Annotated in this window: 25 protein-coding genes; 12 read left to right on the top strand and 13 right to left on the bottom strand. The window is 61.5% G+C overall.

Going from position 1 to position 22762, the window contains the following annotated elements:
* Window positions 1-10 precede the first annotated feature (10 nt).
* The 4 genes from AC1IN8_RS12005 to AC1IN8_RS11990 all read left to right on the top strand — a co-directional run bounded on the left by AC1IN8_RS12005 (window position 11) and on the right by AC1IN8_RS11990 (window position 5000).
* Window positions 11-1150, top strand: coding sequence for an amidohydrolase/deacetylase family metallohydrolase (locus AC1IN8_RS12005; protein ID WP_479758941.1), 1140 nt, complete (start codon window positions 11-13; stop codon window positions 1148-1150).
* Window positions 1134-2249 (top strand): DgaE family pyridoxal phosphate-dependent ammonia lyase, encoded by a 1116-nt coding sequence (locus AC1IN8_RS12000; protein WP_479758940.1) that lies wholly within the window; start codon window positions 1134-1136, stop codon window positions 2247-2249. Before AC1IN8_RS12005 ends, AC1IN8_RS12000 begins: the two co-directional genes overlap by 17 nt.
* Complete coding sequence (gene dagF, locus AC1IN8_RS11995; RefSeq protein ID WP_479758939.1) at window positions 2249-2989, top strand: 2-dehydro-3-deoxy-phosphogluconate aldolase; 741 nt, start codon at window positions 2249-2251, stop codon at window positions 2987-2989. The genes AC1IN8_RS12000 and dagF overlap by 1 nt, the downstream gene beginning before the upstream one ends.
* A 106-nt stretch (window positions 2990-3095) precedes the next feature.
* On the top strand, window positions 3096-5000 hold the full coding sequence (locus AC1IN8_RS11990) for a BglG family transcription antiterminator (protein ID WP_247625375.1): 1905 nt from the start codon (window positions 3096-3098) through the stop codon (window positions 4998-5000).
* An 18-nt stretch (window positions 5001-5018) separates the two neighbouring features.
* Here the strand turns inward: AC1IN8_RS11990 and npr are convergent, their stop codons facing one another.
* The 10 genes from npr to AC1IN8_RS11940 all read right to left on the bottom strand — a co-directional run bounded on the left by npr (window position 5019) and on the right by AC1IN8_RS11940 (window position 11830).
* Window positions 5019-5291 carry a PTS phosphocarrier protein NPr gene (gene npr, locus AC1IN8_RS11985; protein WP_005331359.1) on the bottom strand — a complete coding sequence of 91 codons (273 nt, stop codon included), beginning with the start codon at window positions 5289-5291 and terminating at the stop codon, window positions 5019-5021.
* Between the two features lie 20 nt (window positions 5292-5311).
* Window positions 5312-6178 carry an RNase adapter RapZ gene (rapZ, locus tag AC1IN8_RS11980; protein ID WP_139438909.1) on the bottom strand — a complete coding sequence of 289 codons (867 nt, stop codon included), beginning with the start codon at window positions 6176-6178 and terminating at the stop codon, window positions 5312-5314.
* A 40-nt stretch (window positions 6179-6218) separates the two neighbouring features.
* Window positions 6219-6665, bottom strand: a complete 447-nt coding sequence (gene ptsN / locus AC1IN8_RS11975; RefSeq protein ID WP_010675870.1) for a PTS IIA-like nitrogen regulatory protein PtsN — start codon at window positions 6663-6665, stop codon at window positions 6219-6221.
* 2 nt (window positions 6666-6667) lie between these two features.
* Entirely contained in the window at window positions 6668-6955 is a 288-nt protein-coding gene (gene hpf / locus AC1IN8_RS11970; protein ID WP_005305957.1) for a ribosome hibernation promoting factor, read from the bottom strand.
* A 20-nt stretch (window positions 6956-6975) separates the two neighbouring features.
* Complete coding sequence (locus tag AC1IN8_RS11965) at window positions 6976-8415, bottom strand: RNA polymerase factor sigma-54 (RefSeq protein WP_139438911.1); 1440 nt, start codon at window positions 8413-8415, stop codon at window positions 6976-6978.
* A gap of 65 nt (window positions 8416-8480) precedes the next feature.
* Window positions 8481-9206, bottom strand: a complete 726-nt coding sequence (lptB, locus tag AC1IN8_RS11960) for an LPS export ABC transporter ATP-binding protein (RefSeq protein WP_010675872.1) — start codon at window positions 9204-9206, stop codon at window positions 8481-8483.
* 12 nt (window positions 9207-9218) lie between these two features.
* Complete coding sequence (gene lptA / locus AC1IN8_RS11955) at window positions 9219-9737, bottom strand: lipopolysaccharide transport periplasmic protein LptA (RefSeq protein WP_479758938.1); 519 nt, start codon at window positions 9735-9737, stop codon at window positions 9219-9221.
* Entirely contained in the window at window positions 9724-10284 is a 561-nt protein-coding gene (lptC, locus tag AC1IN8_RS11950; RefSeq protein ID WP_139438913.1) for an LPS export ABC transporter periplasmic protein LptC, read from the bottom strand. The genes lptA and lptC overlap by 14 nt, the downstream gene beginning before the upstream one ends.
* Complete coding sequence (gene kdsC, locus AC1IN8_RS11945) at window positions 10281-10835, bottom strand: 3-deoxy-manno-octulosonate-8-phosphatase KdsC (RefSeq protein ID WP_479758937.1); 555 nt, start codon at window positions 10833-10835, stop codon at window positions 10281-10283. The genes lptC and kdsC overlap by 4 nt, the downstream gene beginning before the upstream one ends.
* Window positions 10835-11830, bottom strand: a complete 996-nt coding sequence (locus AC1IN8_RS11940) for a KpsF/GutQ family sugar-phosphate isomerase (RefSeq protein WP_479758936.1) — start codon at window positions 11828-11830, stop codon at window positions 10835-10837. The genes kdsC and AC1IN8_RS11940 overlap by 1 nt, the downstream gene beginning before the upstream one ends.
* Before the next feature lie 206 nt (window positions 11831-12036).
* On the opposite strand from AC1IN8_RS11940, the gene mlaF reads away from it, so the two are divergent.
* From mlaF to murA, 7 genes are read left to right on the top strand one after another with little or no spacing between them, the layout of a single operon-like run.
* Entirely contained in the window at window positions 12037-12837 is an 801-nt protein-coding gene (gene mlaF, locus AC1IN8_RS11935; RefSeq protein ID WP_025328535.1) for a phospholipid ABC transporter ATP-binding protein MlaF, read from the top strand.
* On the top strand, window positions 12837-13616 hold the full coding sequence (gene mlaE / locus AC1IN8_RS11930) for a lipid asymmetry maintenance ABC transporter permease subunit MlaE (RefSeq protein ID WP_202047363.1): 780 nt from the start codon (window positions 12837-12839) through the stop codon (window positions 13614-13616). The genes mlaF and mlaE overlap by 1 nt, the downstream gene beginning before the upstream one ends.
* Window positions 13617-13623: 7 nt before the next feature.
* Window positions 13624-14124 (top strand): outer membrane lipid asymmetry maintenance protein MlaD, encoded by a 501-nt coding sequence (gene mlaD / locus AC1IN8_RS11925; RefSeq protein ID WP_265436435.1) that lies wholly within the window; start codon window positions 13624-13626, stop codon window positions 14122-14124.
* Between the two features lie 2 nt (window positions 14125-14126).
* Window positions 14127-14762, top strand: a complete 636-nt coding sequence (mlaC, locus tag AC1IN8_RS11920; RefSeq protein ID WP_139438925.1) for a phospholipid-binding protein MlaC — start codon at window positions 14127-14129, stop codon at window positions 14760-14762.
* A complete protein-coding gene (locus AC1IN8_RS11915) occupies window positions 14759-15031 on the top strand; it encodes an STAS domain-containing protein (protein WP_139438927.1) in 273 nt (90 codons plus the stop codon). Before mlaC ends, AC1IN8_RS11915 begins: the two co-directional genes overlap by 4 nt.
* Window positions 15031-15288: a BolA family iron metabolism protein IbaG gene (ibaG, locus tag AC1IN8_RS11910; RefSeq protein ID WP_005306001.1), complete on the top strand. Its 258-nt coding sequence runs from the start codon at window positions 15031-15033 to the stop codon at window positions 15286-15288. The genes AC1IN8_RS11915 and ibaG overlap by 1 nt, the downstream gene beginning before the upstream one ends.
* 16 nt (window positions 15289-15304) lie before the next feature.
* Entirely contained in the window at window positions 15305-16561 is a 1257-nt protein-coding gene (murA, locus tag AC1IN8_RS11905; RefSeq protein WP_319917335.1) for a UDP-N-acetylglucosamine 1-carboxyvinyltransferase, read from the top strand.
* Between the two features lie 80 nt (window positions 16562-16641).
* On the opposite strand, the gene pmbA is transcribed toward murA, so the two are convergent.
* On the bottom strand, window positions 16642-17985 hold the full coding sequence (pmbA, locus tag AC1IN8_RS11900; protein ID WP_479758935.1) for a metalloprotease PmbA: 1344 nt from the start codon (window positions 17983-17985) through the stop codon (window positions 16642-16644).
* A 111-nt stretch (window positions 17986-18096) separates the two neighbouring features.
* Between pmbA and yjgA the strand changes: the two genes are divergently transcribed.
* Complete coding sequence (gene yjgA / locus AC1IN8_RS11895) at window positions 18097-18621, top strand: ribosome biogenesis factor YjgA (protein WP_025328542.1); 525 nt, start codon at window positions 18097-18099, stop codon at window positions 18619-18621.
* 79 nt (window positions 18622-18700) lie between these two features.
* On the opposite strand, the gene AC1IN8_RS11890 is transcribed toward yjgA, so the two are convergent.
* On the bottom strand, window positions 18701-21784 hold the full coding sequence (locus AC1IN8_RS11890; protein ID WP_479758934.1) for a transglycosylase domain-containing protein: 3084 nt from the start codon (window positions 21782-21784) through the stop codon (window positions 18701-18703).
* A 214-nt stretch (window positions 21785-21998) separates the two neighbouring features.
* The gene (gene tmaR, locus AC1IN8_RS11885) at window positions 21999-22316 is read right to left on the bottom strand and encodes a PTS system regulator TmaR (protein WP_025328544.1); all 318 of its coding nucleotides are present in this window, start codon (window positions 22314-22316) and stop codon (window positions 21999-22001) included.
* Window positions 22317-22762 lie beyond the last annotated feature (446 nt).

The following is a 22762-nucleotide window of genomic DNA, read 5'->3' as shown; positions in this document are numbered from 1 at the left end:
GGCCATCAGCATGTACGACATCATCATCAGAGCGGGACGCCAGGGAGATGGCCAGCTCATCGACATCGCCATCCAGGACGGCAAGATAGCGGCGCTGGGCGCGCTGCCAGAGACCGCCGAGGCGAAGCAAACCCTCACGCTGGCCGGGCAGGTTCATGTGAGCGCCGGCTGGATTGACGGCCACACCCACTGCTACCCCGCCTCCCCCATCTATCAGGATGAGCCGGACAAGGTGGGCGTCGAGTCCGGTGTCACCACCGTCATCGATGCGGGCAGCACGGGGGCCGACGACGTGGACGACTTCCAGCGCCTCGCCGCTGGCTGCAAAACCCGGGTCCACGCCCTGCTCAACATCTCCCGCATCGGCCTGCTGCGCCAGAACGAGCTGGCTGACCCCGCCGACATAGATCCCGCTCTCGCCTCGGCGGCCATTCGCCGCCACCCCTCCTTCATCGTCGGCATCAAGGCCCGGATGAGCGGCAGCGTGGTGGGCGAGAACGGCCTGCAGCCCCTGCGCATGGCCAAGCAGATCCAGCGGGACAACGGCCAGCTGCCGCTCATGGTGCACGTGGGCAACACGCCGCCGGATCTCGACGAGATAGTCGCCCTGCTGGGAGATGGCGATCTGCTGACCCACTGCTTCAACGGCAAGCCCAACCGCATCCTGACCCCGGCAGGCGAATTGCGCCTGGCGGTACGCGAGGCGATGAAGCGGGGGCTCTTGCTCGACATAGGCCACGGCGGCGCCAGCTTCAGCTTCGAGGTGGCGGAGGCCGCCATCCGGCAAGGGATACTGCCTCACACCATCAGCTCGGATATCTACTGCAAGAACCGCATCAAGGGCCCCGTCTACAGCCTGGCCCACGTGATGTCGAAGTTTCTCGCCATCGGCATGACCCTGGAGCAGGTGCTTGCCTGCGTCACCCACCAGGCCGCCGATGCCCTGCGCCTGCCCGGCAAGGGCCGGCTCGAGGTGGGCGCCGATGCCGATCTGACCCTGTTCGAGGTGAGCAGCGGCCCCACTCTCTTTACCGATACCGAAGCCGGTGCCCGCAGCGGCGACCGGCAACTGCACCCCCTCGCCGCCCTGGTCGGCGGTGACCTGGTTCTCACTCAATATGGACAATCCCACCATGCCTTCCGTGTATGAGAAATATCGGCTCAAACCCGTGATCAACGCCTCCGGGCGCATGACCATCCTCGGTGTCTCCACCCCTGAGCAGGAGGTGGTCGACGCGGTCAACTTCGGCCTGGGCCACTACTTCGAGGTCAAGGATCTGGTCAACAAGACAGGTGCCTACCTGGCCAATCTGCTCGGCGTGGAAGACGCCGTCGTGGTCTCCTGCGCCAGTGCCGGCATCGCCCAGTCGGTGGCCGCCGTCATCGTGCGCGGCGATCCCTACCGGCTGGAGCAGTTGCATGCCCATGCCCATGCCGTGCCAAGCGAGATAGTGCTGCCCAAGGGTCACAACGTGAACTTCGGCGCGCCGGTCGGCACCATGGTCAATCTGGGGGGCGGCAAGGTGGTGGAAGCAGGCTATGCCAACGAGTGTTCCCCCGCCCAGCTGGCCGCCGTCATCAATGCCAATACCGCCGCCATCCTCTACATCAAGTCCCACCACTGCGTACAGAAGAGCATTCTGTCAGTGGCCGAGGCGGCCGAGGTGGCCAGAGCCCACGGGCTCCCGCTCATCGTCGATGCGGCGGCGGAAGAGGATCTGCGCCTCTATTACAGCCAGGGTGCGGATCTGGTCATCTACAGCGGCGCCAAGGCCATCGAAGGGCCCACCAGCGGCCTGGTGCTCGGCAAGCGTCAGTATGTGGAGTGGGTCAAGCAGCAGGCCAACGGCATAGGCCGCGCCATGAAGGTGGGCAAGGAGGGGATCCTCGGCCTGACCCACGCCATAGAGCGCTACCTGGAGAAAGAGCAGGAGAGCGGCGCCGCCATGGCCGCCAAGATGGCGTCCTTCATCGAGCGCCTCAACCTGCTGCCCGGCGTCACCGCCCGGGTGGTGTGGGACAGCGCCGGGCGAGACATAGCCCGCACCGACATCGCCTTCGACCACGCTCAGATCGGCATGACCACGGTGCAACTGGTGGCCCGCCTGCGGCAGGGCAATCCGGCCATCTACTGCCGCGGCTACAAGGCCAACGAGGGGCACATCGAGATAGACGTGCGCAGCGTCACCCTGCCCCAGCTCGACCAGATCCATGCCGCCATTGCCCACCTCGTTCAGGAGAATAACTGATGTCTCTTACCCCTAATTACTACCGTGATCGCGTCTGTCTCAACGTGCTGGCCGGCTCCCGACAGAATGCCGTCGACATTTATGAAGCCGCCGAGGGCCACGTGCTGGTCGGCGTGCTCTCGAAAAACTATCCGGATGTGCCCTCCGCCGTCGCCGACATGGGGGAGTACGCCAGGCTTATCGACAACGCCCTCTCCATCGGGCTTGGCGCTGGCGATCCCCGCCAGTCCGCCATGGTGGCCGAGCTGGCTCGCCAGCTGCAGCCCCAGCACGTCAACCAGGTGTTTACCGGAGTGGGCCCCAGCCGGGCGCTGCTCGGTCAGCCTCACACCCTGGTCAACGGCCTTGTCTCTCCCACCGGCACGCCGGGGATGGTGAAGATCTCCACCGGCCCCCTGAGTAGCCAGCAGCCGGACGGGATTGTGCCCATCGACACCGCCATCGCTCTGCTCAAGGACATGGGCGGCAGCTCGGTCAAGTTCTTCCCCATGGGAGGCCTGGCCTGCCGCGACGAGTATCGGGCGGTGGCCGAGGCCTGTGCCCGTCACGGCTTCTGGCTGGAGCCCACCGGCGGCATCGATCTCGACAACTTCGAGGAGATAGTGCGCATCGCGCTGGAGGCCGGGGTCGAGAAGGTGATCCCCCACATCTACAGCTCCATCATCGACAGCGAGAGCGGCCAGACCCGCCCCGAGGACGTGCGCACCCTGCTCGCCACGGTGAAGACGCTGCTGACATAACGACACCCGCAGGCACCGGTCCGATCACTGGCCGGTGTCTGGCTTGTTGATGACCCCCTTGTTAACATCGACCCTTTATTTCGCAACAGGAGTCTTGCCTCACCCCATGATCAAGCTGCCCCACCCCAGGCTCCATCAACTGCTGACCCAGCTCCATGCCGAGCCGCTGCCCCAGGAGGAGCTGGCCCGTCGCCTCAATGTCTCCACCCGCACAGTGCGCACCGACGTGGCGACCCTCAACGAACTGATCGCCACCCAGGGCGCCCACCTGATCCACCAGCGCGGCACCGGCTATCAGCTCAAGATTTACAATCAGGGGCTGTTTGATGCGCTGCTGGCAGCACAGGAGCAGGAGAGCAGCCTGCCGCGCACCAGTCGCGAGCGGGTGCTGCATCTGCAGATCCTGCTGCTGACGGCGGAGCAAGGGATCAAGCTCGATGAGCTGGCGGATACCTGGTATCTGAGCCGGGCGGCCCTGCAGGGAGACATGGCACAGGTGAGGGAGCGGCTCGCCCACTTCGGGCTCACCATAGAGAGCAAGCCACGGCTGGGCATGCGCATCCAGGGGAGCGAGACGGCGATCCGTGCCTGCCTGACCCAGCTGCTGTGTCAGGAGCTGCTGAACAACCAGCCGCTGCAGAGCCTGCTGCCCACCCTCTGCCCCAGCAAGACCCTGGAAGTGGTGGGCAACCATATTCACGATCAGCTCGGCCGCCATCAACTGCGCCTCGCCGACGAGAGCCTGCAACAGCTCGCCATCTATTGCGCCGTCGCCCTGCTGCGTCAGGCGGCGGGCCACGAGCTGCGCGAGTTTGCCAGCGACGACATCACCCAGACCCTGGCCGCGGTGGCCCGCGACATCTATGGCGAGCTGCCGACCCTGACCCCGCCTGGGGAGGAGGAGATCGCCTGCCTCGCCATCCAGATCCAGGCCCGCCTCACTGCCGATACTCCCCAGCTCAGCCCGGCCATGGCTGCCGAGAGCGAGCAGCTGGTGGAGCACTTGCTGACCTACATCCACCAGCACTACCCCTATGATCTGCGCGCCGACCCGCAGTTGCGGGCCGATCTGCAGACCCACATCAGCGCCATGCTGCTGCGGGTCAAATACCAGATAGGCAGCCACAACCCGCTGGCGGACCACATCAAGCAGTACTATCCCCTCGCCTACGACATCACCCTGGCCGCCATCTCGGAGTGGATAAGGCAGACCCCCTACCGGCTGACCCATCACGAGATAGGCTATCTGGTGATCCATATCGGGGTCGGCCTGGAGCGCCACCATGACATCGGCTACACCCGTCGTCCCCAGGCCATGCTCCTGTGCGATGCGGGCAACGCCACCTTCCGGGTACTGGAAGCGCGCATCCGGCGGGAGTACCCCCAGCTGCAGCTGACCAGTCTGGAGTCGGTACGGGATTACGAGGGACTGGCGCACATCGAGCAGGACTTTGTCATCAGCACCGTCAAGGTGAGCGAGAAGAACGCCCCCGTGGTGCAGGTCGCCCCCTTCCCGACCCAATACCAGCTGGAGCAGCTCGGCAAGCTGGTGCTGATCGACCGCACCCGCCCCTACCTGCTGGACAAGTACTTCGATGCCGACCACTTCATGGTGGTCACAGAGCCGCTCAGCCAGGCGCAGCTGTTTGGCCGCATCTGTGACCAGCTTGAGTCCGAGCAGCTGGTAGAGCCGGGCTTCAGGGGGTCGTTGCACGAGCGGGAGCGCATCGTCTCCACCATGCTGGGAGAGGGCATAGCCCTGCCCCACTCCCTCGGCCTGCTGGCCCGCCGCACCCTGGTCTATACCGTGCTGGCCCCTCAGGGTATCGACTGGGGCAATGGCGAGACCGCCACCCTCGTCTTCGTGCTCGCCATCAGCAAGGCGGACTACGAGGAGGCGATGGGGCTCTACGATCTGTTTCTGGCGCTGATGAACGAAAAAGCCAGCAGGAATCTGCTGGCTTGTCGGGACTTTTACGACTTCAAGGCGCTGGCGCGCGCCGGCTCATGACGGCAGAGGAGGCGTCGCTCACTCCTCGTTGAAGCCCGAGGTGAACAGCGCCACCACAGCGGCCAGGGCCTCCACCTCTTCCGGGCCCTCCACCTGCACCTCAACCTGCTTGCCCTGGGCGGAGTCCAGCATCAGCAGGCCGATCACGCTGTCCGCATCGGCCTCGATGCCGTCCTCGTTGCGCAGCAGCACATGGGCATCGAACCCCTGCACCAGCTCGAACAGCATCATGGCCGGTCTGGCATGGATTCCCAGCTTGTTTTTGACTTCTACCGAGGCGGAAACTGTCATCTGAACATCCTGTGGGTCTGTCAGGCTTGGGTGGAGCGCTTGTCCAGCGTGCGGTGACGGATCTGCACGTTCTTGCCAAGCAGTCGGAAGGTGCTGGCCAGCCGCTCGGCGATGAACACCGAACGGTGCTGTCCGCCGGTACAACCTATGCCGACGGTCACATAGCTGCGATTGTTGCGCTCCAGATGGGGCAACCAGGTCACCAGCATGTTCTCTATCTGCTGGATGAACAGCATCACGTCCGCCTGGGCCGAGAGGTAGTTGGCCACGGGCTCATCCTGACCGGTAAACGGCTTGAGCTCCGGGATCCAGTGGGGGTTGGGCAGGAAACGGGCATCGAACACGAAGTCCGCATCCTTGGGGATGCCGTATTTGAAGCCAAACGACTCGAACACCAGCACCAGCTCGTTCTCTTTCTTGCCGAGCACCCGGGTCTTGATGAGCTCGCTGAGGTCATGAATGCTGAGGTTGGTGGTATCGATGCGCAGATCGGCGGTCGAGGAGAGGGGCGCCAGCAGGTGGGTCTCTTCCCGGATCGCCTCATCCAGCGACAGCTGTTTGCGGGACAGGGGGTGCAGCCGGCGGCTCTCGCCATAGCGCTTGAGCAGGGTCCCGTTGTCTGCATCGAAGAAGAAGCTGGAGAACTCCACCCGCCCCTCGTTGCGCACCTGGGTCAGCAGGTTGTCCAGCTTGTCTGGCTGGGTCGGCAGGTTGCGCACGTCTATGCTGACCGCCAGCTTGTCATACTGGCTCTCCACCGAGACGATCAGCTGGGGCAGCAGGTTGACCGGCAGGTTATCCACGCAGTAGTAACCCAGATCCTCCAGCACCCTCAGGGCCACCGTCTTGCCGGAGCCCGAACGACCGCTTACCACTATTAACTGCATCTTGTCCCCTCACGCCAACGTGGCGGTGTCAGACCCGGCATCAGGCCGAGGTCATGATCTGATAGAGTTCTTCGTCGCTGGTCGCCTGGCGCAACTGGCGGCAGACGGCCTTGTCACCCAGCTTGGATGCCATCAGGGAAAGGGTCTTGAGATGCTGCTTGCACTCGCTTTCCGGCACCAGCAATGCAAAGAGCAGGTCAACCGGTTGATTGTCGATAGAATCGAAAGGGATGGGTTCGGAGAAGGTCATCAGCACGGCGGTCGGCGCAAAGGCGTCGTCGATCCGGCCATGGGGAATGGCGATACCGGCACCGATCCCGGTACTGCCCATCTTTTCCCGCGCCAGCAGGCTTTCAAACAGCACCTGGCGGGAGGCGCCGAGGCGCTCTGCGGCCAGCTCACTGATGATCTCGAGGGCGCGTTTCTTGCTGGTACAAGGGACCGCACTCTTGGTGCAGTCCCGACTCAGTATGTGTTCAAGTTGCATAGTTATTTTTGATTTAACTTATCTTTGTGCTTGATGATCTGCCGATCCAGTTTATCCAGCAGGGTATCAATCGCCGCATACATGTCGGCATGCTGCGAATTGGCGAACACCTCTCCCCCGCTGACGTGCAGCTTGGCTTCGGCGATCTGGTTCAGTTTTTCGACGCTCAACACCACATGTACGTTGTTGATATGGTCAAAGTGACGCTCGAGTTTGGCAAATTTGTTATTCACATAATCACGCAGAGCTTCGGTAATCTCGACATGGTGTCCGGTCAGGTTAATTTGCATAACGTCTTCCTTTTGTTTGCCTAAACCAGGCGTTTGCGCTGATTGGATGGCGGGATCAACAAGGATTCACGGTACTTTGCGATCGTGCGTCTCGCCACCATAATACCCTGTTCGGCCAGCAAATCCGCGATCTTGCTATCACTAAGCGGTTTGGCCGGGTTTTCGGCCGTCACCAGCTTCTTGATCAGGGCGCGAATTGCGGTCGATGAGCACTCTCCTCCTCCCTCCGTGTTGACATGACTGGAGAAAAAAAACTTCAGTTCAAAGATGCCACGGGGCGTATGCATGTACTTCTGGGTCGTCACCCGTGAAATCGTCGACTCGTGCATCTCCACCGCCTCGGCGATGTCGTTGAGTACCATGGGCTTCATGGCCTCTTCACCGTATTCGAAGAAGCCCTGCTGCTGCTCGACGATGCAGCTGGCCACCTTGAGCAGGGTGTCGTTGCGACTCTCCAGACTCTTGATGAACCACTTGGCCTCCTGCAAATGGGAGCGGATGAACTGGGTATCCGTGCTGCTGCGGGCATTGCGTGCCATGGCCGCATAGGCCTCGTTGACACGGATGCGCGGCGCCGAATCCGGGTTGAGCTCAACCACCCACTTCGTCCCCTTCTTGACCACGGAGACGTCCGGGATCACGTATTGCGACTCGCTCTGGATGATGCCATTGCCGGGTCTGGGCTCCAGTTGCTGGATGAGATCCAGCACCTCCTTGAGATCGCTCTCCTTGAGCCTGGTCTTGCGCGCCAGAGTGCGGTAGTCGCGGTTGCCGAGCAGGTCCATGTGCTCGCGGATCACCTCCCTTGCCTCATTGAGCCAGGGCAGATCCGGCGAGTACTGACCAAGCTGGATCAGCAGACACTCCTGCACCGAGCGCGCGGCTATGCCAACCGGATCGAAATGCTGCACCCGCTTGAGCACGGCTTCCACTTCATCCAGTTCCACTTCTACCTCTTCACTGCTGACTGCAGCCTGAATATCTTCGAGAGAGGCGGTCAGGTAGCCGGACTCGTCGATGGCGTCGATGATGGCGAGGGCAATGGCAGCATCCAGATCACTGAACGGCGTCAGTCGCATCTGCCACAGCAAATAGTCCTGCAGGTTCTCGGTGGTTTCCCCCTGATAGACGCTGTCTTCCCCGTCATGGATGGGGCCGGCGCTCTGGGCAGTCCCGGCGGAGTAGACCTCATCCCAGGTGGTGTCCACCGGCAGTTCATCCGGCATGCTGTCCTGCGCCATGGCGTCGCTGGAGTCGAGTTGACTGGCGTCCTGGGGCTCTATCGGGCTGGTTTCCTGCGCCTCATTCTCCTCCTGCTCCAGCAAGGGGTTATTATCGAGCGCTTGCTGAATTTCCTGCTGGAGTTCCAGAGTGGAGAGCTGGAGCAGACGAATCGCTTGTTGTAATTGTGGCGTCATGGTCAGGGACTGACCGAGACGCAACTGTAATGTCGGCTTCATCTACGTCGGGATATCCTTATGTTCAGCGAGGCAGTCACCTAACAAAAATGAGGGGTGCCCCCTTACTATAGACTGAATTGATCGCCCAAATAGACGCGCTTGACCTGCTCATCGGCGAGGATGTCGGCCGGAGCGCCCTCGGCAATCATCTTGCCGTGGCTGACGATGTAGGCCTTCTCGCACACATCCAGCGTCTCTCTGACGTTGTGGTCTGTGATCAGCACGCCCAGCCCTCTTTCCTTCAGATGCTGGATGATCTTCTTGATGTCTATGACCGAAATAGGATCAACACCTGCAAAGGGCTCATCCAACAGGATGAATCGCGGCTCTGCCGCCAGCGCCCGGGCAATCTCGACCCGGCGTCGCTCCCCGCCAGACAGGCTCTGACCCAGGCTGTCGCGAATATGGGTGATGTTGAACTCTTCCAGCAACTGCTCGACCTTATCCTCACGCTCCTCGCGGCTCAACCCCTTGCGGGTCTGCATGACCCCCATCAGGTTGTCGAACACAGACAGGCGCCGGAAGATGGAGGCCTCCTGGGGCAGGTAGCCGATGCCATTGCGGGCACGGATATGCATGGGCTGCAGGCTGATGTCCTGCTCGTCGATGGTGATGAGACCCGCATCCCGCTGCACCAGGCCCACGATCATGTAGAAGGAGGTGGTCTTGCCGGCACCATTCGGGCCGAGCAGCCCCACTATCTGGCCGGTGCCCACTTCCAGGCTCACGTCGCTGACCACCATGCGGCGCTTGTAGCTCTTCTGCAAACCCGTTGCTTTTAACACTGCCATGGCTTCTGTTTCCTACTTCTTCTGATCGGCGGGTTTGTCGAAGTTTTCTACCTGATCCGGCAGGAACACCGTCTTGACGCGCTGGGTGGGCCCCTTGCTCTCGGCGATCATCTTCTGTTTGACGATGTCGTAGCGGATGAGGTCGCCGGTAACCTGGCTGTCTTCCTGCTTGAGCTGACCGTTGCCCGTGATGGTGACCAGACGGTTCTTCAGCTCGTAGCGAATGCTGTTGCCGTGGGCATTGACCGGCTTGCCATTGTCCAGGATCTGGAAGAAGGTGGCGGGATTGCCATAGGCGGTCATCACCTCTGCGCCCTTGTCGCCGGAGCGGATCACCACCACCTTGTCGGCCTTAATCTTGATGGTGCCCTGGGTGATGATCACGTCTTCGCTGAAGGTGATGCGGTTGTCCTGCATCTCGGCCACTTGCTTGACCGCATCCACATAGACCTTCTCGGCAAAGTCGGACTCTTTGGCGCTCACTGTACTGCACAGCAGCAGGGCCACGAGGGCCAGATTAACGTTTTTCATTGAAATAAGTGGCATGGCCTTTATCCAGTAATTCGAAATATTTACGATCCAGATGGCCCTTCAGGCCAACGCCCTCGGTCTGGAATTCCTGACCCACTATGCTGATGTGCTGGTTGCTTCTCACGTCCTGGGTCACCAGATCCAGCTCCAGATAGGGGGTATCCAGCGTGGAGATGAAAGACGCCGGCAGCAGGCCGTCCAGATGGACCTTGTCACGCAGGATCACGTTGTCATCTGTGTTGAGCACCCCGGTTTCGGCCGTGACCTTCCACTCGGCCTCCCCCTGCTCATCGAACATGTAGACCACCGGCTTGTCGAAGGTGGCCTGCTCGAGGATCTGGTAATACTCCGCATATTCGGACTCCAACCGCTCGGTCCGCTTGCCCTGCTCGTTGAAGCGGGTCGTGACCAGGTTCTTGGCGGTGAAGTCCGGTTGATAGTTCTCTACCTTGGCAGCCGGTTCGGGCGCCAGCTCGATCTCGCCGAGCTGCCAGGCGGCCAGCGCCGCCAGAAACAGCAGGCCGAACAGAAACGTCTGCTTGTTCATACCGAAGCCTCGGGTTGGTAGTCGCCGAGGCCCTGCGCCTGCAGGATGAGATCGCACACCTCGCGCACCGCGCCCACTCCGCCCCCGAGGCGGGTCACCAGATCGGCACGAGCCAGCACCAGCGGGTGGGCATCCGCCACCGCTATGCCGAGGCCGCAGGCCTGCATCACCGGCAGATCTATGGCGTCGTCCCCCATGTAGGCCGCTTGCGACGCTTCCAGACCGAGCTTGGTCAGCAGCGCCTCGAAGTGGGGCAGCTTCTGATCCGCCCCCTGCACCAGGTGCTGCACCCCCAGACCCCTCATCCGATCGCTGACGATACGGGAGTTGCGTCCTGTGATGATGGCAATCTCGATGCCGGCGTTGAGCAGGGCACGCATGCCAGCACCGTCGCGGGTGCAGAAGGTTTTCAGCTCTTCACCCTGGTTGCCCATATAGATGAAGCCATTGGAGAGCACCCCATCCACGTCACACACCAGCAGGCGGATCTGCGCCGCCTTCTCGTACTGGCTGCGCGTCACCGGACCATAGAGGGTCGGTACGTCTTGCATCAAATCACCCCGGCTCTCAGCAGGTCGTGCATGTTGAAGGCGCCAAGTGGTCGCCGTTCTTCATCCACCACCAGCAATCCGTTAATCTTTCTGGTTTCCATCAGTTTGACGGCCTCGGCCGCCATCATCTCAGGCCCTACGGTAACACAGTTGGCCGTCATTACGCGGCTGATCGGGGTGTGGTGAATGTCCACCTGCAGATCCAGGATCCGGCGCAGGTCACCGTCGGTGAACAGACCGGCCAGCAGCCCCTCTCCATCCACCACAGCCGTCATGCCGAGACCCTTGCGGCTCACTTCCAGCAGCGCCTGGCTGATGGTGGCATCTATCCCCACCCGGGGCAACAGCTCGCCGCTGTGCATCAGATCGCCGACTCGCAGCAGCAGCCGCTTGCCCAGCGATCCGCCCGGGTGCGAGAGCGCGAAGTCATCGGCGGTGAAACCGCGGGCTTCCAGCAGGGCCACGGCCAGGGCGTCCCCCATCACCAGGGTCGCCGTGGTGCTTGAGGTCGGGGCCAGACCCAGCGGGCAGGCCTCTTTCTCCACCTTGATGCACAGGTGCACGTTGGCCTCTTTCGCCATGGTGGAGGCCGGGTTGCCTGTCATGCAGATGAGCGGAATGCCGCGGCGCTTGAGCACCGGCAGCAGGGCCAGGATCTCGTCACTCTCGCCTGAGTTGGAGATGGCGATGATGAGGTCCCCGGCGGAGATCATCCCCAGATCCCCGTGGCTGGCTTCGCCAGGGTGGAGGAAGAAGGCGGGCGTCCCGGTGCTGGCCAGGGTCGCGGCAATCTTGTTGCCGACATGGCCCGACTTGCCCATGCCGGTGACCACTATCTTGCCGGCGCAGCGCAGCACCATCTCGCAGGCGCGCTCGAAGGTCTCGTCGAGGTACTGGTAGAGTCCATCGATGGCTTGTTTTTCTATGTCCAGCACCGCACGGGCACTGCGACGGAAATCGAACAATTCAGACACTTTTTCAGGCTTTACAGACATAAAGGCACAGCTCCGGGCCGAAATTTGCTGCGGGATTATAAAAAAGTCTGCCGAGATAAGCGAATCGGATGCGGGACGCTCTGCCGCTGATGCAAGTTGTTACATAAAACTGTCGCGTATTTGGGGGGCAAAGCCGCTCAATAGTTGTTCCTTGCTGTTGCTTAGACCTAGACTAGCCCATAAAATTCGCTCTTCATTTATACCGGATGGACAATTGTTTGAACGATGACCTGATCACCATCTCCGACCTGACCTTCAGTCACGGAGATAGGTTGCTGTACGACAGGATCAACCTGACCATTCCCCGTGGCAAGGTCACCGCCGTCATGGGCCCCAGCGGCATCGGCAAGACCACCTTGCTGCGCCTGATCGGTGGCCAGCTCAAGCCTGAGTCCGGTCATATTCTGTTTGACGGGGAAGACATCCCCACCCTATCCCGCAGCCGTCTGTATGAGGTGCGCAAGCGGATGAGCATGCTGTTTCAGAGCGGCGCCCTGTTCACCGGCATGACGGTGTTCGACAACGTGGCCTTCCCGCTGCGGGAGCACTCGGGTCTGCCGGAAGAGCTGATCCACACCATCGTCATGATGAAGCTGCAGGCGGTGGGTCTGCGTGGTGCCGCCCGCCTGATGCCCTCCGAGCTCTCCGGCGGCATGGCCCGTCGTGCTGCCCTGGCCAGATCCATCGCGCTGGATCCGGATCTCATCATGTATGACGAGCCCTTCGTCGGCCAGGATCCCATCACCATGGCGGTGCTGGTCAAGCTCATCAAGGAACTCAACGATGCCCTCGGCATCACCTCCGTCATCGTCACCCACGATGTGAAGGAGGTGCTGAGCATCGCCGACTACGCCTACATCATCGCCAACCGCAGGGTGGTGGCGCAGGGCACGCCGGAGCAACTGCGCGAGGAGCACAATCCCGAGGTCGAACAGTTCCTCAAGGGATTGCCCGATGGTCCTGTTCCGTTTCATTTTCCGGCAGGCGACCTGCTACAGGATCTGTGATGTTCATAAGTCAGATAAGCAAGCTGGGGCGGAGCGGGGTGCGGTTCATCAGCGCCGTCGGCCGCGCCACCATCATGCTGTTTCACGCGCTGGCGGGCAAACCCGAGCCCCGCAAGCACTTCCCCCTGCTGGTACAGCAGCTCTATGTAGTGGGAGTACAATCGGTCGCCATCATTCTGGTATCCGGCCTCTTCATCGGCATGGTGCTCTCCTTGCAGGGTTACAACGTACTGAAGGACTTCGGCGCCGAGCAGAGTCTGGGGCCCCTGGTCTCCCTCTCCCTGCTGCGGGAGCTGGGCCCCGTGGTCACCGCCCTGCTGTTTGCCGGTCGTGCGGGTTCGGCCCTCACCGCCGAAATCGGCCTAATGAAAGCCACCGAGCAGCTCTCCAGCCTGGAGATGATGGCGGTGGATCCCCTGCGCCGGGTAGTAGCGCCCCGCTTCTGGGCAGGGGCCATCAGCATGCCGCTGCTGGCCTTCATGTTCAGCCTGATCGGCATCTTCGGCGGCAAACTGGTCGGGGTCGACTGGCTGGGGGTGGATGAGGGCAGCTTCTGGTCTGCCATGCAGGCCTCCGTCGACTGGCAGGACGACATCATGCAAGGGGCCATCAAGAGTGTGATATTCGCCCTGGTGGTGACCTGGATCGCGCTCTTCAATGGCTATGATGCCAAGCCGACCTCGGCCGGGATCAGTCAGGCGACGACCCGTACCGTGGTCCACTCATCCCTGGCCGTGCTCGGTCTGGATTTTATACTCACCGCAGTCATGTTTGGATAAGGGAAAGATGAAGTTCAGCAAAGTAGAATTCCTGGTCGGTGCCTTCATGCTGGCTGGCATCGCAGCCATTCTGGCGTTGGCACTGCAAGTGGCGGGATTGAGTTTCAAACCGGAAGGAGAAACCTATACCCTGCGCGCCCATTTCGATAATATCGGCGGCCTGAAAGTACGCTCGCCGGTCAAGGTCGGCGGCGTCGTCGTCGGTCGAGTCAGCGACATCACGCTGGATGCCAAGAGCCAGGTGCCCATCGTCTCCCTGCAGATGCAAAAGAGTGCCGGCGAGTTCTCCGAAACCAGCACCCTCTCCATCCTGACCTCGGGTCTGCTGGGCGAGCAGTATATCGGCCTGGCTCCGGGTTTCACCGATGAAGAGATGGGCACCAGCATGCTCAAGGATGGCGACATGATAGAAGACACCAAGTCCGCCATCGTGCTGGAAGACCTGATTGGCAAGTTCCTGTACAGCCAGTCTTCCCCGGCCACCGATACGCCAGCAACCAAGGAGTAACCATGTTCAAGAAGATCGCCCTGCTGCTGGGTCTGATGACCAGCATGCTGTTTTCCGTTTCCGCCCTGGCGGCGGTCAATGCCTCCGATCCCTATGCCCTGGTGGATCAGGCTGCCCAGCAGACCTTCGCCCGCCTGAAGGCGGACAAGTCCCAGGTCAAGAGCAACCCGGATCACCTGAGGGTGATCATCCGCGAAGAGCTGCTGCCCTATGTGGACAACCGCTTCGCCGCCTACAAGGTGCTCGGCAACCAGATCAAGGAGACCACCCCGGCCCAGCGCGATGCCTTCGTCCAGGTGTTCACCGAGTACATGGTGAGCTCCTACGCCGATGCCCTGGCCCATTTCGACAAGCAGACCGTCAAGGTCCAGCCGGGCAAGGCGCCCGGTGACAGCAACATCACCGCCGTCAACGTCAGCGTGAAAGAGGCCGGCAAGCCGGACATCTTCCTCGAGTTCAAGCTGCGCAAGAACAACAAGACCGGTGAATGGAAGGCCTTCGACATGGTTGCCGAAGGGATCAGCCTGCTCTCTGCCAAGCAGAGCGAACTCGGTGGCCTCATTCGCCAGAACGGCATAGATGCGGTGATCGCCCAGTTGCGCGAGCACAATGCCAAGCCGCTGGTGCTCAAGTCATGACACTCCAGGGGGAGCTGCAGGCGCCGCAGGTCAACGCCCTGTGGCAACGGCGATCCGAGTGGTGGCAAGATGACGCGCTCGATATGAGCGGGGTCACCACCCTGGATTCCGCCGGCCTGGCCCTGCTGGTCAAGTGGGCCAAAGCCACCCTGACACGGGGAGGCACGCCGCAACTGGTGGGCGCCTCCACTGATTTCTATACCCTGGCCAACCTTTACGGGGTGGCCAGTCTGTTTCAACCCACCCCGCCCAACACCGAGGACGCATAATGCAAGTCTCTGAAATTGAAGCGATACTCCTTGAGGCTTTGCCATTGTCCGAAGTCCATGTCAAAGGCGACGGCAGTCACTATCAGGTGATTGCGGTCGGCGACATGTTTGACGGCATGAGCCGGGTCAAGAAGCAGCAGGCCATCTATGCCCCGCTGATGGACAAGATCGCCAGCAACGCCATCCACGCCCTCTCCATCAAGGCCTTTACCGATGCCGAATGGAAGCGCGAACGTAAATTTCTACTGCCCTCCTGATTTGGTATCTAAGTAAATGGACAAATTCAAGATCACCGGCCCCTGCACCCTCTCCGGTGAAGTGACCATCTCCGGCGCCAAAAACGCCGCCCTGCCGATCCTGTTCGCCACCCTGCTGTGCGACGAGGAGATCCAGCTCTCGAACGTGCCGCGTCTCAAAGACGTGGGTACCACCCTCAAGCTGCTGGAGATGCTGGGTGCCAGCACCAAGGTCAACGGCAACGTGACCGTGCTGACCGGCGCCGTGAACAACCACGTCGCCCCCTACGAGCTGGTGAAGACCATGCGCGCCTCCATACTGGCACTGGGCCCGCTGGCCGCCCGTTTTGGCGCGGCTGACGTCTCCCTGCCCGGCGGCTGCGCCATCGGTGCCCGCCCGGTCAACCTGCACGTGCACGGCCTCGAGCTGATGGGTGCCAAGATCGCCATCGAGGATGGCTACATCAAGGCCCGTGTCGACGGTCGCCTCAAGGGTGCCCACATCCTGATGGACATGATCTCCGTCACCGGCACCGAGAACCTGATGATGGCCGCTACCCTGGCCGACGGTCGCACCGTGATCGAGAACGCCGCCCGCGAGCCGGAAGTGGTCGATCTCGCCAACTTCCTCAACGCCCTGGGCGCCAGGATCCAGGGTGCGGGTACCGACACCCTTACCATCGACGGGGTCGAGCGTCTGCACGGCGGCAGCTACAGCGTCCAGCCGGATCGCATCGAGACCGGCACCTTCCTGGTTGGCGCCGCCGTCACCGGCGGCAAGATCACCTGCCGCAAGACGGACCCTTCCCTGCTGGAAGCCGTACTGGTCAAGCTGGAAGAGGCCGGTGCGCTCATCGAGAAGGGGGAAGACTGGATCTCCCTCGACATGACGGGCCGTACCCTCAAGCCGGTCACCATCAAGACGGCCCCCTACCCGGCCTTCCCGACCGACATGCAGGCACAGTTCACCGTGCTGAATGCAGTCGCCAAAGGCACCGGCATGGTCACCGAGACCATCTTCGAGAACCGCTTCATGCACGTGCCCGAGCTGGTACGTATGGGCGCGGACATCGAACTGCAAGGCAATGTGGCCATCTGCCGTGACACCGAGCAACTCAAGGGTGCCCAGGTGATGGCAACCGATCTGCGCGCCTCCGCCAGCCTGGTCCTCGCCGGCTTCGTGGCCGAAGGCACCACCATGGTCGAGCGCATCTATCACATCGACCGTGGCTATGAAGACATCGAGCACAAGCTGCAAGGCCTGGGCGGCTGCATAGAGCGCATCAAGGAGTGATCGTCACTCCCTGCCGATGAGCAATAAAAAGGCCCCCTCGCCAAGCGAGGGGGCCTTTTCCATTTCCGTGGTCTGGCGATTCAGTGCCCCGCCAGCTTCATCTGCTCGACCAGCACAGAGCCCGTCTTGAGGCTGGATCGCTCGTCCTCGTCGCTCCCCACCGCCACCAGGGTACTGAACATGTCGGCCAGGTTGCCGGCTATGGTGATCTCCTCAACCGGATAGAGGATCTCGCCATTCTCCACCCAGAAACCGGCGGCGCCGCGGGAGTAGTCACCATTGACGATGTTGACCCCCTGCCCCATCAGCTCGGTCACCAACAGGCCTGTGCCCATCTCCTTGAGCATGCCCTGGAAGTCCTGGCCGGTATTGGAGACCTGCCAGTTATGGATGCCACCAGCGTGGCCCGTGGTGGTCAGCCCCAGCTTGCGGGCCGAGTAGGAGGTGAGCAGCCAGCTCATCAGCTCGCCATTGCGCACTATGTCCATGTCGCGGGTACGCACCCCTTCGCCGTCGAAGGGGGTACTGGCGAGCCCCCCCAGCAGGTGGGGAAACTCCTGGATGCTGAGCCACTCGGGCAGGATCTGCTTGCCCAGCTTGTCCAGCAGGAAGCTCGACTTGCGATAGAGGTTGCCGCCGCTGATGGCCATCACCAGATGACCCCACAGGCCCGCAGCGGTGTCGGGATGAAACAGCACGGGGGCGTGGCGAGTGCTGATCTTGCGGGCCCCCAGACGGGAGACGGTGCGCTCCACCGCCTCGTCGGCGATGCGCTGCGGGCTCCAGAGGCCGGAGAGGGCGCGGCTGGAGGAGTAGCCATAGTCCCGCTGCATGTCGCCATCCTGCTCGCCGATCAGCACGCAGCTCAGGGAGTTGCGCGACGCCGCGTAGCCTTTGACGAAGCCATGGCTGTTGCCATAGACCTTGACCCCCAGATGGCTTGAAAAGCTGGCGCCATCGGAGTGCTTGATGCGGGCATCGCGCCCCAGGGCCAGCCGCTCGCACTCGATGGCCAGCTCGATGCCACGCTGGGGATCCAGTTCGATGGAGTGACAGAGTTGCAGATCCGGGGCATCCCAGGCCAGCAGTTCGGCATCCGCCAGGCCGGCATACTCATCGGGGGAGGTGTGGCGGGCAATCTCCATGGCCGCTTCGACGGCGGCGCGAATGGCAGGCTTGCCGAGATCCGTGGTCGAGGAGGATCCCTTGCAGCCATTGCGATAGACGGCGATGCCGAGCGCTCCATCCTTGTTGAACTCGATGCTTTCCAGCTCACAGCCCCGGGTATTCACCGACAGCCCTGTCTGCTTGCTGATGGAAACTTCCGCAAGCCCGGCGCCCAGCCCTCTGGCTATCTCCAGGGCCTCGGCGACCACCGCCTCGAGATGGGCTTGATCCTGGCGAATTTGATCTTGCTGGTCCATAACTCACATCTGTATGAAGGAAGGAAAGGGGCTAAGCATATCAGACCCCTGCGCCCAGCGGGAGAAGCTGGTAACATATCCCCCAACGCGAATGACAGGAATCAGAGACCGATGAGTCAGTATCAAGACGACAACGAATTGGACGATTGGGGTCCCAGCAAGAGCCAGCTCAAGCGCGACGCCGAGGCACTGCAAAAACTGGGGGCCGAGATAGTCTCCCTGAGCCACAGCGAGCTGGAACGGATCCCGCTGGACGAAGAGCTGGCCGAAGCCGTCGAGCTGGGTCGCAAGCTCAAACCCAAGAAGGACGAGTCCTTCCGCCGCCACCTGCAGTTCATCGGCCGCCTGATGCGCAGCCGGGATATAGAGCAGATCGAGGAAGCCCTCTCCATCATCAAGATGCGTCACTCCACCGTGAATGCCCGCCTGCACCGGCTGGAGCAGTGGCGTGAGCGCCTGATCACCGAGGGTGACAGCGCCCTCAACGAGCTGATGTCCCAGTTCCACGAACTGGATCGCCAGAAGCTGCGCCAGTTGATCCGCACCGCCAACAAGGAGCGGGAGCTGAACAAGCCGCCGGTGGCCTATCGCGAGATGTACCAGTACCTGCGCGGCGAGATAGAAGATCTGCTGTGAGTCACAATGTCGGCGCGGGACACCTGCCGCCGACAGAAACAAAAACGGGGCCAAACTGGCCCCGTTTTTTTATGCACCGTCAGCTGCCTGGCAAGCACTGGGTGTGCGTGCCCGGTTGCAGATAGGGTACCAGCAAGGGCGCCATCCCCTTGAGGACCTGCACCGGCAGTGCCGAGGTGAAGCGGAACTTGTCGGACTGGCTGCCAGGCACATAGGCCGTCAGGGTACCGAAGTGATCATCCCCTATGTAGAAGACAAAGGTCGCGGTCCGGTTGCGCGCCAGCGAGCTGGTGACATTGCCGTAGCGGCCGACCGTCTCGATCCTATTGTCCCCCGTCCCCGTCTTGCCCCCCAACGACAGCACAGTGCCATCCTGCAAGGCAAAGGCACCGGCGATGCGCCGCGCCGTTCCCCCCTCAACCACCTTGGACAAGGCGTTGCGCAGGGCGTTGGCCACCTCGACCGGCATCACCCGAACACCCTGAGTGTTGGCCGGCTCGAACGCGGTGGCGAAGGGCGTGTCCTTGGCGAAGGAGAGATGCTCGATCCGCAGGGTCGGTGCCCGCATGCCGCCATTCTGGATGATCCCCATCAACTCGGCCAAAGCGGCGGGCCTGTCTCCCGAGCTGCCGAGAGCGGTCGCCAGGGAGGGAACCAGGTGATCAAACGGATAGCCCAGGCGTGCCCAGCGCTGATGGATGTCGAGGAAGGCCTCGACCTCCAGCATGGTGCGGATCCGGCTATCCCGGGCGCTGCGATGGCGGGTCTTGAACAGCCAGCTGTAGACCTCCTGACGCTCATCCCGGCTGGCCGCGACCGCATCGGCGAAGGTAGCCTTGTCAAACTCCCTGAGATAGGAGAGCAGCCACAGCTCCAGCGGGTGGACGCGGGCGATATAGCCTTGGTCCGGCAGTGAATACTTGCCAGGACCATAGCTGGTGTAGAGCTGCTCGACTCGCTTGTCGCTCAGCTTGTCCCGCGGCAGGCGCTTCGCCAGGAAGGCGGCAAAGTCGGCCTGTGACGCTTCCGGCATCAGGTAGCGATGCACGGCCGCGAGGCGCACTGCGCTGGGCTTGAGGCCGTCGAGGAAGGTATCAAGCTGCTCATCCGTGGTCTTGCCGCGATATTTGCGCCAGAAGCGCAGCAGATAGGTCTGGCCCTCCTTGTCGGCAAACTTGGCCAGATACTCGGTACGACGGGGATCCTTGTCATCCTTGAGCAACTGGGCGCGGTTGCCTTCCTTGTAGAGGCTGTAGCGCACTATGTCCCGCATCAGCCGCACGAAGGGCAGGTTGATGGATTCGCGCAAGGCGTCGCGGATAGGCGGAATGCGGCCATTGTCTTCCTTGCGGAAGTTGTTGAAGGTGTGCATGCCGCCGCCGGTGAAGAAGCCCTCGTAGGGGCTGGCGGAGTATTTGCGATCCAGCGCCGCCTCCAGCATCACGGGCAGGCTCTTGTCCTTGGCACTCATCAGGTAGGCGATGGCCCAACGACTGATGTTGTCCTGATCGGAGACCTCTATCTTGCGCAGGCTCTCGGCCGGCATGTTCCCGTAGCTGTCATGCAGCTCGGTCACTATCTCCAGATAGGTGGTCAACACCCGCAGCTTGGCGGTCGAGCCCAGCTCCAGCTTGCTGCCCTCGTTGATGTCGAACGGCTGATCCGTGTTGTCGGTCTGCACCCGCACCTTGACCCCTTCCGGCGTCTTCTCGAACAGGGTGAAGCTGTATTTCACGTCCCCCGTCTTCTCCGGCGAGAGCAGGCGCTCACCAAACAGCCCGACCTGGGCGGCGAATGTGGGGTCCGCCAACTGCTGCAGATAACGGGAGACGTCATTTTGCAGCGGCATGTTGAGGGTCGTATCCGCCGTCAGATCCATGCGGTCCAGATCATAGAGCTGAACCCCGAGCTGGCGACTGAGGCGGGTGCGCGCGACCTGCAACCCCTTGTTGTTATTGACCCGGGTGATCGCCGGCGCCTGCAGGAAGTCGCGGAACGCAAGCTTGGCCTTGAGTGCCGACTCCATCAAGGGCGGCGTGATCATGCCCTCCTGCACGAACAGACGCAGGTAGCTGTCCGTCAGGGTCGACAGCGCCTCCCGCCCCTGGGCCAGATAGTAGGAGGGGCGACGGTGGGCAATCATCAGGGAGACCACCTGGCGCAGCGCCAGCCCCTGCTCGGCCAGGGTGGCGTCCTGATTGCGCGCGGGATCCAGCAGGCGATTCACCTCGTCAACATCGGCTCCGAACCAGACCCAGAGACCATCCCCCAGGCCGTGCACCTCGCCATAACCAGGAGCCGCCGAGAGCGGCACCGAGTTGAGATAGGCCCAGGCCACCAGTTTGCGGGCTTCCAGGGTCTCTGGCCCCAATCGATAGGCCCGCACGCTGGCCGAGGCCATCTGGCGGATCTTCTCGGTGGGGGACAGGGTCAGACCATCAGGGGAGTGACGATACTTCTCCACCTGGGTCGCCAGCGTACTTCCCCCGGCGGATTGATCCTGCATGTCCAGCGCCTTACCCACCTGGGACAGCGCCGCCTTGGCGAAACGGGGCCAGTCTACCGCCGGGTTGGCCAGCGGCTGCTCGTTGCTCAGCAGCTCCCGGTTCTCGATAAACAGCAGCGACTGTATGACCAGAGGGGGAATGGAGCTGAAATCAGGGTAGTAATGGGTCGGGTACTTGTATTGATAGAAAGGCTCGGCACGGCAGTCGTGCAGCGTCAGCCCCGCCTGCACCTTCTCGGTATAGGGGACGAAGAAACCATGGCTGGCGTAGTTGTAAAGCGCATCGGAAAAACGCACCTGCTCGCTCACCTGATAGCCGCGCTGGATGAGGCGCTCCTGGATCATCGGCATCAGCACATAACCGAGCCGCTTGTCGAAGGGGCCATCTTCCGGGAAGGTGATCTGCTTGCTGGGACCGGGTTCCAGCTCATACGTCAGCTTGGCGGCATAACGGGAGATCTCCTGCGACTGCAATCGGGAGGTCTTCATTTCATAACCGACCAGGGCGATCACGGCAGCCAGGCAGAGCAAAAAGATGAAACAGAACAACCAGCGCCACCAGGGGCGACGCTTGCGCTGATATTGCCCGTCCGCATGCGGTACGGATGAATCCTGAGATGCCACTTTGTTCGAATCCGTCTGTTTTGATGCGCCCATATAAGCCCCACCATGGTTGCGCAATTTATTGTCTTTCAATCAAGCTTAGTCGTTTCAAGTCAAGGGCTTGAAAACTATTGACCGCTTTGCAGCGATGTTAACAGGGCGATTGTAAAAATGGGAGCCGATTGTTGCAGTGCGGCAAGAGATCCGAGCTGCCGAATGGAAATGAAACACCGGCTGGAAGCCGGTGTTCTGGAATGGCGGTGTGAGCTTACTTGCTGGTACTCATGCCCTTGAGCTTAGTGCTCAGCTCCTTGCGCTCCTTGGAAAGCTCGGCATTCTTGATGATGTGATCATCGACACGCTCTTCGTAATCGGTGCGCATGTTGGCGATGATGGCCTGCACCTCATCGATGCTCATGCCGGGCTTGATATAGTCGCTCAGGTTGTCGAGCAGCAGCACCCGCTTCTGGTTGTCACGGATCTTCTTCTCGTTGTCCGCGATTTCACGCTTGAGCTTGTTCTGACGACGGGACATACGCACATATTCCAACACATCGCTGAAAGTAGACTTGTTTACTTGTTCCATATCGGTACCACTGACTGAAGGTGAATGAAAACGGGTGGGGTGCTCTCATACCAGATGGAGAAGCAAAGGCATGGTATGGGCAAACCCGGAATGCCCTTTACTCTACCGAGTTATGATGCAGATACAACCCCAATTGCAGACCCGATGCCGGGTTTCAGCAGGATAGCGCCGCGTGAGGAATCAAATGGAAAACTGGTGAGAGTGGAGAGCCAGGCGCGGCGGCAGACGAAGCCTTCGGTGCCGGAGCTCATGAGCACCAACAGGTGACGAAACTGGTGAACGCAAGGAATAAGCAGACGCGAATTCGGCAGGCCGTGGCTGGTTTTGGGGAAACGTCAGGCAATAAAAAACCCCGCTCATCGAGCGGGGTTTCTTGTATTGGGTGCCTGGCAGTGTCCTACTCTCGCATGGCGAATGCCACACTACCATCGGCGCTACCGCGTTTC

This window comes from Aeromonas sp. 130281, from assembly GCF_056642115.1.
This window is presented reverse-complemented; position numbering and strand designations above follow the sequence as displayed.

Excerpts from the sequence above, each read along its gene's own strand:
- AC1IN8_RS12000 (WP_479758940.1), top strand. The coding sequence starts at position 1,134 with ATGCCTTCCGTGTATGAGAAATATCGGCTCAAACCCGTGATCAACGCC.
- rapZ (WP_139438909.1), bottom strand. The coding sequence starts at position 6,178 with ATGCAGTTAATAGTGGTAAGCGGTCGTTCGGGCTCCGGCAAGACGGTG.
- AC1IN8_RS11915 (WP_139438927.1), top strand. The coding sequence starts at position 14,759 with ATGACACTCCAGGGGGAGCTGCAGGCGCCGCAGGTCAACGCCCTGTGG.
- AC1IN8_RS11940 (WP_479758936.1), bottom strand. The coding sequence starts at position 11,830 with ATGTCTGTAAAGCCTGAAAAAGTGTCTGAATTGTTCGATTTCCGTCGC.
- mlaC (WP_139438925.1), top strand. The coding sequence starts at position 14,127 with ATGTTCAAGAAGATCGCCCTGCTGCTGGGTCTGATGACCAGCATGCTG.
- ibaG (WP_005306001.1), top strand. The coding sequence starts at position 15,031 with ATGCAAGTCTCTGAAATTGAAGCGATACTCCTTGAGGCTTTGCCATTG.
- lptA (WP_479758938.1), bottom strand. The coding sequence starts at position 9,737 with ATGAAAAACGTTAATCTGGCCCTCGTGGCCCTGCTGCTGTGCAGTACA.
- lptB (WP_010675872.1), bottom strand. The coding sequence starts at position 9,206 with ATGGCAGTGTTAAAAGCAACGGGTTTGCAGAAGAGCTACAAGCGCCGC.
- yjgA (WP_025328542.1), top strand. The coding sequence starts at position 18,097 with ATGAGTCAGTATCAAGACGACAACGAATTGGACGATTGGGGTCCCAGC.
- AC1IN8_RS11965 (WP_139438911.1), bottom strand. The coding sequence starts at position 8,415 with ATGAAGCCGACATTACAGTTGCGTCTCGGTCAGTCCCTGACCATGACG.
- AC1IN8_RS11890 (WP_479758934.1), bottom strand. The coding sequence starts at position 21,784 with ATGGGCGCATCAAAACAGACGGATTCGAACAAAGTGGCATCTCAGGAT.
- npr (WP_005331359.1), bottom strand. The coding sequence starts at position 5,291 with ATGACAGTTTCCGCCTCGGTAGAAGTCAAAAACAAGCTGGGAATCCAT.
- murA (WP_319917335.1), top strand. The coding sequence starts at position 15,305 with ATGGACAAATTCAAGATCACCGGCCCCTGCACCCTCTCCGGTGAAGTG.
- ptsN (WP_010675870.1), bottom strand. The coding sequence starts at position 6,665 with ATGCAACTTGAACACATACTGAGTCGGGACTGCACCAAGAGTGCGGTC.
- lptC (WP_139438913.1), bottom strand. The coding sequence starts at position 10,284 with ATGAACAAGCAGACGTTTCTGTTCGGCCTGCTGTTTCTGGCGGCGCTG.
- AC1IN8_RS12005 (WP_479758941.1), top strand. The coding sequence starts at position 11 with ATGTACGACATCATCATCAGAGCGGGACGCCAGGGAGATGGCCAGCTC.
- tmaR (WP_025328544.1), bottom strand. The coding sequence starts at position 22,316 with ATGGAACAAGTAAACAAGTCTACTTTCAGCGATGTGTTGGAATATGTG.
- hpf (WP_005305957.1), bottom strand. The coding sequence starts at position 6,955 with ATGCAAATTAACCTGACCGGACACCATGTCGAGATTACCGAAGCTCTG.
- kdsC (WP_479758937.1), bottom strand. The coding sequence starts at position 10,835 with ATGCAAGACGTACCGACCCTCTATGGTCCGGTGACGCGCAGCCAGTAC.
- AC1IN8_RS11990 (WP_247625375.1), top strand. The coding sequence starts at position 3,096 with ATGATCAAGCTGCCCCACCCCAGGCTCCATCAACTGCTGACCCAGCTC.
- mlaD (WP_265436435.1), top strand. The coding sequence starts at position 13,624 with ATGAAGTTCAGCAAAGTAGAATTCCTGGTCGGTGCCTTCATGCTGGCT.
- mlaE (WP_202047363.1), top strand. The coding sequence starts at position 12,837 with ATGTTCATAAGTCAGATAAGCAAGCTGGGGCGGAGCGGGGTGCGGTTC.
- dagF (WP_479758939.1), top strand. The coding sequence starts at position 2,249 with ATGTCTCTTACCCCTAATTACTACCGTGATCGCGTCTGTCTCAACGTG.
- mlaF (WP_025328535.1), top strand. The coding sequence starts at position 12,037 with ATGGACAATTGTTTGAACGATGACCTGATCACCATCTCCGACCTGACC.
- pmbA (WP_479758935.1), bottom strand. The coding sequence starts at position 17,985 with ATGGACCAGCAAGATCAAATTCGCCAGGATCAAGCCCATCTCGAGGCG.